Here is a 13989-nt window from a genome sequence, read left to right on the forward strand (position 1 = left end):
AAATTTTATGAAAACTAAAAAGAATCATTATCAGATTGTTATTGTCGGTGGGGGCTTGGTCGGTGCTACCTTGGCGATTGCGTTAGATGCGATTGGTATTGATTTAGTTGTTATCGAAGCATTTCAAGAAAGATCCAATTCACAACCTAGCTTTGACGATAGAAGTGTTGCGTTATCGCTTTCATCTTTAAAAATATATCAACGGCTTGGGCTTACTCAAATGATAAATAGCGCTGAGCCAATAAAAAACATTCACATTTCCGATCAAGGACGTTACGGCTTTAGCCGATTGGAATGCAGCAAATTGAATCAGCCTCAGCTAGGCGCCGTTATTGAAAATAAGATTTTAGGCTTGGCATTAATGTCTGAGGTAAGAGAGCGGGGAATAGAATATTGTTGTCCAGCTAAAGTGGTTTCTGCAAAAAAAATAGTAAAAAACGATAAAAATGTTATGCAGATCGAGTTAGAAGGTATCAAGCAATTTATAAATTGTGACTTGCTAATTTTAGCAGAAGGTTCTCGTTCTAATCTTAAATCGCAGCTGGGGTATCAGACAGAAGTCACCGATTTTAAAAAGTCAGCTCTGGTTTGTAATATAACAACACAAATACCGCATAAAAACTGGGCTTACGAGCGCTTTACGAACAATGGCCCTTTGGCGTTATTACCATTAAGTGATAACCGCATGTCGATAGTCTGGTCAAACACATCTGAAAAAAGCAAAGAGCTTCACGAAATGTCCAAAATATCGTTTGCCAAAGAGCTAGAGGTAGCATTCGGTTCTAGATTGGGTCGAGTAAAAAAAATAGGCAAAAGAAATGTTTTCCCGTTGATGCAATTGGTGACTTCTAAGATAGTGAGCGACCAATGTTTATTAATCGGAAATACCGCGCAACAATTGCACCCGATTGCTGGCCAAGGACTCAATTTGGCGTTAAGAGATATTGAAGCTCTGAGAAAAAAAATTCAAAAATTGTGTTTAGATAAAGAATCAAAATTAGATTCTAAAAATTGGCTTGATGAATTTGAGAATGAAAGAATGAGTGATCGCTTTGAAACTATTGAAGCAACTGAGGCGCTAGCGCGGTTATTTTCCAACCCATCTACAGCTTTATCCTTAAGCAGAAATCTTCTCATGAAAATTATGGATGTTACTCCAGCTATAAAAGAAGTCTTTGCTATGAAGGCAATGGGATTTAAAGCATGAAGCAATACGATATTATTGTCGTAGGTGGCGGTATGGTAGGCCTTGCTTTTGTAGCAGGGCTTAAAGGCACGAGTTTAAAGATAGCCGTTATAGAGCCGCAAGAAGTTCAGCAGGAATTTGATAAAACAAGTATTGATATAAGAGTCAGTGCAATTACTCGACAATCCGAAAAGTATTTTCGTGAAATAGGTGCTTGGCAATATCTTGATAAAAGCAGTTTATCTTCTTATGGGAAAATGGAAGTTTGGGATGGAGAATCAACTCATGGCGCTGTGGAGTTTTCTGCTGATGCAATCGGAGAGGAAAACTTGGGGCACATTATTGAAAATAGAGTCATTCGAAAAGCCTTGTTTAATACGGTCAAGGATAAAAATAATATAGACTTTTATTTCTTAGAACACTGCGAAAAGGTTAGTTACCAAAAAGATTATGCAGAAGTGATTTTAAATTCTGGTAAAAGTTTTAAGGCTTCATTGTTAGTTGCTGCGGACGGGCCTCTTTCTTGGCTAAAGAAAGCGTCGGGTATTGGGACTCTGCAAAAACCTTATAAACAAAAGGCTATTGTCGCCACCGTAAAAACTGAGTTAACTCATGAGGCGACAGCCTACCAACGGTTTGACCATTTTGGGCCTTTAGCATTTTTACCTTTAAAGGAATTTAATAAGTGCTCAATAGTCTGGTCGCAAGATGAGAGTAAATGTGCTGAGTTATTGCAATTATCCGAAGAAGATTTCTTAGTACGCTTGAAGCAAACATTCGAAAGTAAATTAGGAGCTATTTCTTTATTAAGTGATCGAGTTGCATTTCCAATAATCGAGCGCACGGCAGAAAGCAATATTCAGCACCGTTTGGCATTAATTGGCGACTCTGCTCACACCATTCATCCATTGGCTGGGCAAGGGGTGAACCTTGGCTTTGCTGATGCTAAAGAATTAGTAAAGGTGATAAAAAATTCTTATGCAAAGAAACGAGACATAGGCTTGCAGATAAACTTGCGCCCCTATCAAAGAAATCGATCGAGTGATATCTTTTTGATGCAAAAAGCCATGCAGTTTTTTAAGAACATCTTTGCACACCAATCTAGTTCTATTCAACTTTTACGCGCAGTTGGTTTAAAGGCTGTAAATGATACTGGTTTAATTAAGAATCTATTAGTTAAGAAAGCACTTGGGATTTAGTCGCTAAGTTATTTATTTTTTAGTATCAATAAGTATCTAATTGTATAACTTTAATACCGTTTCACATTGATTTACTTTCTATTCTGACAATCCTAGTTATACTATTGAGTAGATTAGATTAAGTTGGTGATATTATGAAAAAGGTTTTATTTAAAGTTAGTAGTGTAGCCATGTTAGTGGCAGCTTCTTTCACAACACATGCATCCATAGCTTCAAATGAGCTTCCCTTAACCCATGCAATTAAAAATATTCCGGCATCTCCTGTGTTAGATATTCCTGCATTGGATATGAAAAAAGTAGCAGCAAAAGATGCAACCTTTAGTAAATTTGAGAAAACCTATCGGTTTGCAGTGCCATATCAAGCCAGAGAATCCTATACCGATTTAGGCCAGTGGTTAAGCTCGGCAGGCCAGTCAATTTGGCGATTGAAAGTTAATGCAAAAGATACCAATAATTTGAGTTTTGGCTTTAAAGATGTATTTTTACCTGCAGGTGCTCAGTTATTTGTTTATAACAAAGATTATTCAGAAGTTATAGGCCCATTTACCCAAAAAGATAATAATGGTTTTCAAGAGCTATGGACGCCACTAATCAAAGGTGGCGAAGCAATCATAGAAATTTCTGTACCAGATAACATGAAGAAATATTTAACATTTGATTTAACTAATATTAATCAGGGTTATCGTGGGATTGATAAAGTTTCTATAGCTAAATCCGGTAGTTGTAATATTGATGTTGTTTGCCCGGTTGCAGATCCTTGGGAGTCAGAAGTTCGTTCCGTCGGTCACTATTCGTTTACCACAAGTCAAGGTAGCTTCGTTTGTACGGGCTCGTTAGTAAACAATGTGGCGCAAGATAGAAAACCTTATTTTTTAACCGCGAATCATTGCGTTTCAACGCAAGCAGTAGCAAATACGGTAGTTGTTTATTGGAATTTTGAAACTTCAGTTTGTGATGGCACGCCTGATGGTAGTCGAAGTCAATCGCAATCAGGAACGACTTTGAGAGCAACCTGGACTGGTTCAGATTTAACTTTATTAGAATTAAACTCTGCTCCAAGCTCAAGCTTTAACGTGCACTGGGCTGGATGGGATAATACTGCTCCGGCACCAACCTCCTCGGTTGCTATTCACCACCCAGCAGGTGACGAGAAGCGTATTAGCTTTGATGATGATGCTGCTACTTTAACTAATTACACTAGTAATGTTGAAAATGCTAATGGCTCGCATATTCGTATTGGAGCATGGGACCAAGGGACTACCGAAGGCGGGTCTTCAGGTTCTGGTATTTGGAATGCTAATAGACATATCGTAGGTACTTTGCATGGTGGTTTTGCTTCTTGCCAGGCGCCCAATGATCCAGATTGGTACGGCCGTGTATCTGAGCAGTGGGAAGGTGGCGGAACCGCTGCTAGTCAATTAAAAGCATGGTTAGACCCTGCGGATTCTGGAGCGACAACGTTAGATGGAACTGACGCTTGTACAGCACCTACGGCAGCCATTGCGACTATTACCCCAAATCCAGCGCAAGTTGGTGAAACGGTGAGCTTCTCTTCGTCAGTATCTGGTGGTTCCGGTACTGGTTATACATACAGCTGGGATTTCAATGGTGACGGAACAGAGGATAGCACTCAAGCTAATCCTTCTTATAGCTATAATGATGCCTATTCTGGAAACGTTAATCTAAGCGTGACTGACTCAGCAAGTTGTTCGCGCTCAACCACTGCGGCAATTGTAGTTGAGTTTCCAAATAGAGCGCCATCAGCAGATGTTGGTTCAGGTAGCATGACTGTTAATGAAAATACCAATGTAACGCTTGATGCTAGCGCTAGTAGTGACCCAGATGGAGACACTTTAACCTATGCTTGGGCGCAGACTTCTGGCCCTACTGTTAATTTATCTGGGGCAGCTTCAGCTAGAGCTAATTTCACTGCACCCGATGTGGCTAGTCAGACAGCTCTTGAGTTCCAGGTAACAGTAACCGATCCTGATGGATTGCAATCTTCTGCAACCGTGACCGTCAATGTGGAAGTGAATCAAGCGCCAACTGCTCAAGTTGCATCAAGTTCGTTAACTGCGGTTGAAGGTGCTACAGTAAACTTGAATGCTAGTAATAGTAACGACCCTAACGGCGACCCTTTGACTTTCTCTTGGGCACAGACGTCAGGTCCTGCGGTTACCATTAACAATGGCTCTAGTAGTACTGCTTCGTTTGTAGCTCCACAAGTGACTGGCTCTGCTACCCTTGGCTTTGAAGTAACAGTAACCGACCCTTCAGGGGAAACATCAACAGCAGCTGTTTCAGTGACAGTGAATGACGCTCCTGAATCTTCAGGTGGCGGTGGTGGCTCTGCAGGTTTAGGCTTGTTGGTTTTATTGGCAGCACTGGGTTTAAGAAGACGAAAAGTTTCTAAATAGGGATAAAGATTATGAGTAAATTATTGGGTGTTTCGTTAGCAATTTTGTTAATTATGGTTTTGGTGGCATGTAAGCAAAACGCAAAAGCAACCATTTATAATGATAAAACCGAAGTGCTTAAAGTCATTGATGAGAAAAGTGCTGTGGTTGAAATCGTTGATGCATGGAAAGTGAAAGAGCGCGCTCTAGAAAAATTGATGCCTCTTTTTGAATATAAAATTGAAATGGAGGTTGATGGCGAAACTCAAATGTGGCGATTCAATAAGGCTGGTTACTTAATGAAAGAGGGTGAGTCAGTCTTATATAAAACGTCGAAGAAAGACGTGTTCGCTAAGCATCTAAAGTAAGTTTTTAGTTGTTCTGTAAAAGCTCCCAATAGGGAGCTTTTTTTATGCTTAGTCCTTGAAGGTAAAAGTCATTGCATTTATTAATGAGAACCATTATCATTTAGCTAGATTTAATAAGGCACCCTAATTTAGGCATCATATGAAATTTGTGAGTAAAACAATCGTTCTAATATCCCTATTAATGTTAACCGCATGTTCGGAAAATACTGGGCAAGAAAAAAAGCAAGCAAAAGACTCAAAAAGCACGCAAGCAGTAACAGAGGAAAAAGCTCAGAAAATTGTGGTTTACTCCTCTCGTAAAGAACACTTGATTAAGCCATTTTTTGAAGAGTTTACAGCTAATACCGGTATTGATATCGACTATATAACCGATAAAGCGGGACCATTAGTGACTCGATTAAAGGCTGAGGGAGCAAGAACGCCGGCAGATATTTTTATGACGGTGGATGCAGGAAACCTTTGGTTGGCCAAAAGAGAAGGGGTTTTGCAATCGGTCACTTCTGCAACGCTTGAGAACAACGTTGCGCAAAATTTACAAGATCCAGATAACCAATGGTTTGGTTTAACCGTTCGCGCAAGAACTATGGTTTATGATAAGAATAAAGTTAAACCTGAAGAATTGAGTAGTTATGAAGACTTGGCTGATCCAAAGTGGCAAGGTCGTTTGTGTTTGCGCACGTCTAAGAAGGTTTATAATCAATCATTGGTTGCCATGTTGATAGCGCGTCATGGTGAAGTAAAAGCGGAGTCGATTATAAAAGGTTGGGTCGACAATTTAGCCACAGCTCCATTTTCTAATGACACTAAAGTAGTGAAGGCGATAGAAGCTGGTCAATGTGAAGTAGGGATTGTAAATAGCTACTATTTCGGTCGTTTAGAAAAGGAAAATCCAGATATTTCTGTAGCACTTTATTTGCCTGAAAATTCTGAGCAAGGAGTCCATGTGAATATTTCAGGAGCAGGTATTACCAAGCATGCTAAAAACCCTAAAGCCGCTTTACAGTTAATTGAATGGTTATCATCAAAATCTGCACAGCAAATGTATGCGGGCTTAAATCTTGAGTATCCAGCAAATACTGCTGTGAAATCTATTGAGCAGGTGCAAGCTTGGGGTGAGTTAAATGCTGATACTATGAATTTGTCGAAAGCAGGTGAATTACAACCTGCAGCAGTTCAGTTAATGGACAGAGTAGGTTACAAATAAGCTTTGCAAATCACTCCAACACAGCAGTCTACAGTTCGCCATGTCGATAAAATTCGGCATGGCTTTTTAATATCTAATTTAGGTTGGTTTGCCCTAGCTATTATTGCAATAGCAGTCTTATTGCCGGTTATCCCGCTGGTTTTTTCATGGTTAACAGTAGACGCCGGTTTATGGAGCCACCTTTGGCAAACTCAGTTATCGGGGTTATTAGCAAATACATTAATCTTATCTGTGTTTGTTGGAATAGGGGCTTTTGTCTTAGGAGTTTCTTTAGCCTGGCTAGTAGTGATCTACGAGTTTCCAGGAAGAAAAATTTTGCAATGGTGTTTGATGTTGCCAATCGCGATTCCTCCATATATTTTAGCGTTTGTGTTGCTTGGATTTACTGATTTTGGTGGCGCTCTAGAACAGATTTTTAAAAGTGTTGGTTTATCCTCATCCTACCTGCCAGATATTCGTAATTCTTTGGGTGTCTCACTGGTATTTATCCTGAGTTTGTATCCTTATGTTTATCTTTTAACTCGAGCGAGCTTATTAAAAAAAGGTCAAGCCAGTTATGAGAGTGCTCGTACTTTAGGCTATAGCAAGCAAGCTGCATTTTGGAAACTGATCATCCCTATGACAAGACCTGCATGGATGGCAGGTTTGGCATTAGTATTAATGGAAACACTTGCGGATTTTGGGGCTGTCTCAATTTTTAATTACGATACTTTTACTACTGCAATATACAAATCTTGGTTTGGATTATTTAGTTTAGAAACTGCGGCACAATTGGCTTCTATTTTGTTATTGCTAGTATTTCTTGCTTTATTAAGTGAGCGCTTTAGTCGAGGTGCAGCAAGCTACCAAGAAAATGGACAAGAGTTTAGCAAATTCAGAAAACCCTTATCTGGAATCAAAGGAACCTTAGTTCAATTGGCCGCATGGCTGGTGTCTTTAATAGCCTTCATATTACCTTTGATCCAACTTATCTATTGGAGCCTAACCACGTCTGGATATGGCCAAACGATTATAAATTTATTGTCCAACACCATACAGTTAGCTTTTGTTGCCACAGCTATTACTTTAGTCGTTGCCATGCTATTGGTCTTTGCTCAACGATTCATAAAAAATCAAAAAGCTAAGCAGTATGATGGCAGTTTGTTGACAGAAGTTAGCCTTAGCGGTTATGCATTACCTGGAACCGTACTAGCAGTTGGAGTCGTCATAAGTTTCAATGCTTTTGAATCATGGTTGGGTTTGGAGCAATGGCTGACCGGTGGGATTTTCGCTTTATTATTTGCTTATGCAGTTCGTTTCATGCGAATTGCTCATGGACCGGTAGATAACGCCATGGGACAAATAAAACCTAGCATTATCGAGGCTTCCATGAGTCTTGGCGCTAACTCAAAAGAACGCTTATGGCGGGTTTATATTCCTTTATTAAGACCGGGAGTATTAACAGCTATGTTGATGGTTTTCGTTGAGGTCATGAAAGAAATGCCGGCGACACTACTGTTAAGGCCTTTTGGCTGGGATACTTTGTCTGTACGAATTTATGAACTAACTTCAGAAGGCGAATGGCAATTAGCCGCGCTACCGGCAGTATTGCTAGTTATGGTTGGTATTATTCCGGTGATTTATTTGATTAAAAAGAGTGAAAACTAACTGGTTAGACTTTCTATACTTTGCTTCTCCTCCTTAACAATCCCGAGTATAATCTTTCACCAATTTCTTAGGTTTAACTTGGACTCAATCAATGGCTAATAAAACTCCTTTATATCAAGCGCATCTCGATGCGAACGCTCGCGTAGTGGACTTCGGTGGCTGGGATATGCCTCTTAATTATGGCTCACAAATTGATGAGCATCATGCCGTTCGCCAAGATGCAGGTATGTTTGACGTATCGCACATGACTGTAGTTGAAGTTACCGGTGCTGAGGCGAAACAGTACTTACAATATTTACTAGCCAATGATGTAGCTAAATTAACTGTTGCTGGAAAAGCGCTCTATAGCGGAATGCTTAACGAAAATGGCGGCGTTATTGACGACTTAATTGCCTACTATTTGACGGATACTCACTATCGAGTGGTGGTGAACGCTTCAACTCGTGATAAAGATTTGGCTTGGATGGAAAACGTTGCGCAACAGTTTAATGTATCGGTAGAAGAAAAAACCGACGTTGCCATGATCGCAGTTCAAGGTCCTAATGCCATCGAGAAGGCGAATTCAATTATGAGCGCCGAACAACAAGCCGCTGTTGCAGAGATTAAACCTTTTGTGGCCGTGCAGGCAGCTAGCTGGTTTGTGGCAAGAACGGGTTACACTGGCGAAGATGGCTATGAGATTATGGTTCCAGATGAAGCTGGTATTGGTGTTTGGAACCAGCTAGCAGCTGCTGGTGTGAAGCCTGCTGGGCTAGCGGCAAGAGATACTTTGCGTTTAGAGGCAGGCATGAATCTTTATGGACATGATATGGATGAAAATGTTTCGCCATTAGCTGCCAATATGGGCTGGACTATTGCATGGGAGCCAGAAACAAGAGATTTTGTTGGGCGCAAAGCATTATTAGCGCAGAAAGAGCTCATCGCTACTAAGAGTGCTGAAGCTCCACATAAGATGATCGGGCTGATTTTAGAAGATAAGGGTGTTATGCGAGAAGGGCAAGAAGTTGTGGTTGATGATAAAGTGGTGGGCGTTATTACTTCTGGCACCATGTCGCCAACGGTTGGCAAATCTATCGCTATGGCTCGTGTTAAACGTGACCTAAATCAAGAGTCTGTATTGGTTCAAGTACGCAAAAAACAATTGAATGCCAAGGTCGTCAAACCAAGTTTTGTGCGTAAGGGTGAAGTTCTAGTTTAGGCTTTTGAAAAGTCGATTTGCTAGCTTTTTCACGACTCCTTTTGAAACTGGCTTTCGAGTCACTTTTTAGGTGCAGTTTTGCTTGGGTAATGCAGAAGTTTCGGCTAAAATAACGCCAGTTTATAAATTTAGGTCAAATCTTTTTGAGATCAAATTAGGGGTATCTAGACCATGAGTCAAATTCCAGCAGAGTTAAAGTATGTATCAAGCCACGAATGGATCCGTCATGAAGGTGATGGCTTAGTAACCGTTGGAATTACTGATCATGCGCAAGAGTTATTGGGTGATGTTGTTTTCGTTGAAGCGCCTGAGCTAGATGAAGAGGTGTCTGCAGATGATGAAATCGCCGTGGTTGAATCTGTAAAAGCAGCTTCGGATATTTATGCACCTATTGACGGTACTATTACAGCAGTTAATGAAGAGCTTGAAGATTCTCCTGAATTGGTTAATAGCGATCCTTATGGTGATGGCTGGATGTTTAAAATGCAACTTGCTGATCAAGCAGATCTAGATAAGTTGTTATTGGCGGAGCAGTACGCAGAAGAAATCGCTGACGAATAATCTGGCTGACTATCGCGTCGTAAAATGCGTTGATGCGACAGTTGATTTGCTTAGCACTAGATAATTCAGATAGTTAGACTTAGCCTCGAGTTTGCTCGGGGCTTTTTCAATTTTATAGATGAGCTAAGATTTTAGTTTTTTAATCAAATATCAAATAGTTAAGGTATTTTAGCAATGGCTGAACATGCAAGTTTGAATGAATTACAGCAACATGATGATTTTATTCGTCGTCACTTAGGCCCGCGTGAAGATGAAATTCAGGCGATGTTGCAGGAGTTAGGTTTAGAATCATTGGATGATTTAATTGAGCAAACCGTTCCTCATAAAATTCAGATAGAGAAGCCACTGGCAGTAGATTCGTCAATGTCTGAAGCTGAAACCTTAGCTTATTTAAAGTCATTGGCCGATAAAAATACCGTGGCTAAGTCATTTATTGGCATGGGCTATTATGACACAGTAACTCCAACGGTTATTTTAAGAAATGTTTTAGAAAACCCCGGCTGGTACACAGCCTATACACCATACCAACCAGAAATTGCCCAAGGCCGTTTGGAAGCGATTTTAAACTTCCAACAAATGACTCTAGATTTAACTGGTATGGAGTTGGCGAGTTCATCATTGCTAGATGAAGCGACCGCGGCGGCAGAAGCCATGGCATTAGCTAAGCGCTCTTCCAAAAACAAAAAATGCAATGTCTTCTTTGTAGATAAAAATGTATTTCCGCAAACCATTGACGTGATTAAAACTCGTGCTGAACATTATGGTTGGGATATCCATGTTGGTGACTTGGCAGAGCTAGAAAATTTAGATGTGTTTGGTGCTTTATTGCAATACACCAACATTACTGGGCAAATTACCGATCTGGAATCACACATCGAGAGTCTGCATGCGAAAAAAGCTATTGCTTGTGTCGCTGCTGATATAATGAGTTTGGTGTTATTAAAAGCACCGGGTGAAATGGGGGCCGACGTGGTCTTTGGTTCCGCTCAACGTTTTGGAGTTCCGATGGGCTTCGGCGGCCCGCATGCAGCTTTTTTTGCAACCCGTGATTCTTTTAAGCGTTCTTTACCTGGGCGCATTATTGGTGTCTCTAAAGATACTAGAGGTAATCAAGCCTTCCGTATGGCAATGCAAACTCGCGAACAACACATCCGTCGTGAGAAAGCTACTTCAAATATTTGTACGGCTCAAGTTTTGCTTGCCAACATTGCAGGCTTTTATGCGGTTTATCATGGCCGTAAAGGCTTAACCAATATTGCCAATCGTATTAACCGTTATGCATCAGTTGTTGCTGCTGCGTTAAAGCAAGCGGGATTGCAACTCCTTAACGATACTTGGTTCGACACTATTTCATTTATTAGTAAAGATATTGATGCCATTAAGCATAGAGCAGAAGTAGCTAATATGAATCTTCGTTATCATGGTGAGCAAGTCGGTGTTTCAATTGACGAAGCTAAAACGCAAGCCGATATCGAAGCTTTGATTCAAGTGTTAACAGGTGAAACGTATAATTTAAATGAGTTGAATAATGATGCCGAAAGCTCAATTCCAACAAGTTTAATTCGAACGTCGGATTTCTTAACGCACCCAACATTCAATAACTATTATTCTGAAACCGATATGCTTCGCTATTTGAAGCGTTTGGAAAATAAAGACTTCTCATTAGCGCATGGCATGATCCCGCTAGGTTCTTGCACTATGAAGCTCAATGCAACTTCAGAAATGATCCCTGTGACTTGGCCAGAGTTTGCCAATATCCACCCGTTCGCGCCAGAAGAGCAAACGGTTGGATACCTTGAAATGATCAAAGAGTTAGAAGCAGATTTGGTGGAAATTACCGGCTATGATTTTGTTTCTATGCAACCTAATTCAGGTGCCCAAGGTGAGTACGCAGGTTTATTAGCCATTAAAAAATATTATGAATCTATTGATGAAAGTCATCGTAATATTTGTTTGATTCCAAGCTCAGCACACGGTACAAATCCGGCGTCGGCACAGATGGCAGGTATGAAAGTTGTGGTCACTAAATGTGATGAGAATGGTAATGTTGATGTTGCCGATCTAGAAGCTAAAGCTAGTGAATTAAAAGATAACCTTGCTGCTTTGATGGTAACTTATCCATCCACTCATGGTGTGTTTGAAGAAGAGATTAAACACATTTGCGATATTATTCATGACAATGGCGGTCAGGTGTATATGGATGGTGCCAACATGAATGCTCAAGTTGGCATTTCCAAGCCAGGCGAGATTGGTTCTGATGTATCGCATTTAAACTTACATAAAACATTTGCTATTCCACATGGCGGTGGTGGTCCTGGTATGGGGCCAATCGGAGTTAAATCGCATTTAGCGCCTTTCGTTTCTGGGCATAGTGTGCGTAAAGTACATTCGGTCGAAGCAGAGGGTGGTGCGGTAGCAGCAGCACCTTATGGTTCAGGTATGATACTCCCAATTTCTTGGTCCTACATAAAAATGCTAGGGCGTGAAGGCTTACGCAAATCAACCGAAGTTGCACTGTTAAGTGCGAATTATTTAAAGAATAAATTAGAAGGTCACTATCCAGTTCTATATATGGGTCGTAACGATAAAGTGGCTCACGAGTGCATTATTGATTTGCGTCCGATTAAAGCAGAAACGGGTATTAGCGAAGTTGATTTTGCTAAGCGTTTAATGGACTACGGATTCCATGCGCCGACTATGAGTTTTCCAGTAGCTGGAACCTTTATGATTGAGCCAACTGAATCAGAATCTAAGTATGAATTGGATCGTTTCATTGAAGCGATGATCTCGATTAAAGAAGAAGTGGATAAAGTTGCTTCAGGTGCGTGGGATGCACAAAACAACCCGCTAACTAATGCGCCTCATACTCAAGCAGATCTGAGAGATTGGGATAAACCTTATTCGATACAAGAGGGCGCTTACCCGTCGCAGGCAACTATTGACGGCAAGTTCTGGCCAATGGTTAATCGAATTGATGATGTTTACGGTGACAGAAATTTGATCTGCTCTTGCCCCAGCATCGAATCTTACCAACAAGATTAATCGATTTGAGTAAGATTATAAAAAAGCCAGCGTTTGCTGGCTTTTTTATAAATGAGATAATGTGCTAATATCGAGATATGAAAAAGATTGCTCAATTAATATTCACTCTAAGCTTATCGCTTAGCTGCACCTCACTTTGGTCTAAAACCTATCAAGAGCAGCTCGATTATATAAAATCCATTAGCACTCATGATATCTCAAAGGCAAAAGCGCTACTGGAAAGCTTAGAGCCGAAATTGGAGAAATTTAGTACAAAAGAGAAAGCACTATATTATTATTTGCAAGCTCATTCTTATTCAATTCGAGGTTTCTATCAAGAAGCTTGGGAGTTAGCCGAAAAAGTTTCAGACCATTCAAATGATAAAGATTTAGCTGCCAGAACTGAATCACTTAAAGTGTCTATTCTGAGTCATCAAGGAAAATTTCAACAGTCATTCATGACAACTTATCAATTACTAGATGGACTGGAGCAGCTGACTAGTAATGAATTGAAAATGGACATATTGCTTGATGCTGTAACGTTACATACCTATTCTGAAATTCTGGATAAAGCGCAAGACTTAGCTTTGAGATCAATGGCGTTTATAAATAAAGAGAAGCTAATCAAGCATAAATGCAATCTATCCGTCGAAATGGGCTTGCTTAATATACGATTAAAAAAATATCAAAAGGCTGCAGATTATTTTGAGCAAGCAGAAAGTGAATGTTCAGATAAAACACAGGCAAGTTGGTTATTAATCGTTAAAACTCAAAAGGCAAAAATCTTAATGCTTAATGAGCGGCATGAGATGGCTGAGCAATCCTATCTGAAAGTTTTTGATGAACTCGTTTCATTTGGATGGAGTGGTCTATTAGTAGACACCCAAATAAGAATCGCAGAGCTTTACTTGAAAATGGAAGCGTTTGATAAAATTGAAGCTTATGCCTTACCTGCTTATCAATCAGCAAAAAAGAATAACCAGTTGAATGATTTATCCGATGTGAGTTTTGTTCTAACTAGATTTTACGAAGAGTCAGGAGAGCATAAAAAAGCTCAAGAATTTCGTAGAGTGTATATTAAATCTTCAAATGAATTGAAGTCACTATTGCAAAAACGTCGGCTTGCTTATTATCAAGCGATGAATATTCGAAAAGAGTTACAGAAGTCTTCCTTAGTAACGAGAGAAGAATAAAACTTCGAAGAATGAG

At 40.1% G+C, this 13989-nt stretch carries 10 protein-coding genes; all 10 read left to right on the plus strand.

Going from position 1 to position 13989, the window contains the following annotated elements:
- Nucleotides 1-7 precede the first annotated feature (7 nt).
- The 10 genes from ubiH (at nt 8) to GJS41_RS07975 (ending at nt 13973) form a co-directional block, all read left to right on the plus strand.
- Nucleotides 8-1207 carry a 2-octaprenyl-6-methoxyphenyl hydroxylase gene (ubiH, locus tag GJS41_RS07930; RefSeq protein WP_154246737.1) on the plus strand — a complete coding sequence of 400 codons (1200 nt, stop codon included), beginning with the start codon at nt 8-10 and terminating at the stop codon, nt 1205-1207.
- A complete protein-coding gene (locus GJS41_RS07935; RefSeq protein WP_154246738.1) occupies nt 1204-2385 on the plus strand; it encodes a UbiH/UbiF/VisC/COQ6 family ubiquinone biosynthesis hydroxylase in 1182 nt (393 codons plus the stop codon). Before ubiH ends, GJS41_RS07935 begins: the two co-directional genes overlap by 4 nt.
- A 134-nt stretch (nt 2386-2519) precedes the next feature.
- Complete coding sequence (locus tag GJS41_RS07940) at nt 2520-4802, plus strand: PKD domain-containing protein (RefSeq protein ID WP_154246739.1); 2283 nt, start codon at nt 2520-2522, stop codon at nt 4800-4802.
- An 11-nt stretch (nt 4803-4813) separates the two neighbouring features.
- Nucleotides 4814-5149 carry a hypothetical protein gene (locus tag GJS41_RS07945; RefSeq protein WP_154246740.1) on the plus strand — a complete coding sequence of 112 codons (336 nt, stop codon included), beginning with the start codon at nt 4814-4816 and terminating at the stop codon, nt 5147-5149.
- Between the two features lie 148 nt (nt 5150-5297).
- Entirely contained in the window at nt 5298-6353 is a 1056-nt protein-coding gene (locus GJS41_RS07950) for an extracellular solute-binding protein (protein ID WP_370515658.1), read from the plus strand.
- 3 nt (nt 6354-6356) lie between these two features.
- A complete protein-coding gene (locus tag GJS41_RS07955; RefSeq protein ID WP_154246741.1) occupies nt 6357-8000 on the plus strand; it encodes an iron ABC transporter permease in 1644 nt (547 codons plus the stop codon).
- Between the two features lie 91 nt (nt 8001-8091).
- Complete coding sequence (gcvT, locus tag GJS41_RS07960) at nt 8092-9198, plus strand: glycine cleavage system aminomethyltransferase GcvT (protein ID WP_154246742.1); 1107 nt, start codon at nt 8092-8094, stop codon at nt 9196-9198.
- Nucleotides 9199-9369: 171 nt separating this feature from the next.
- Nucleotides 9370-9759 carry a glycine cleavage system protein GcvH gene (gene gcvH, locus GJS41_RS07965; RefSeq protein WP_154246743.1) on the plus strand — a complete coding sequence of 130 codons (390 nt, stop codon included), beginning with the start codon at nt 9370-9372 and terminating at the stop codon, nt 9757-9759.
- Between the two features lie 174 nt (nt 9760-9933).
- Nucleotides 9934-12801 carry an aminomethyl-transferring glycine dehydrogenase gene (gcvP, locus tag GJS41_RS07970; RefSeq protein ID WP_154246744.1) on the plus strand — a complete coding sequence of 956 codons (2868 nt, stop codon included), beginning with the start codon at nt 9934-9936 and terminating at the stop codon, nt 12799-12801.
- Nucleotides 12802-12878: 77 nt separating this feature from the next.
- Nucleotides 12879-13973, plus strand: a complete 1095-nt coding sequence (locus tag GJS41_RS07975) for a hypothetical protein (RefSeq protein ID WP_154246745.1) — start codon at nt 12879-12881, stop codon at nt 13971-13973.
- Nucleotides 13974-13989 lie beyond the last annotated feature (16 nt).

Source organism: Kangiella sp. HZ709 (assembly GCF_009674675.1).
Lineage (GTDB): Bacteria > Pseudomonadota > Gammaproteobacteria > Enterobacterales > Kangiellaceae > Kangiella.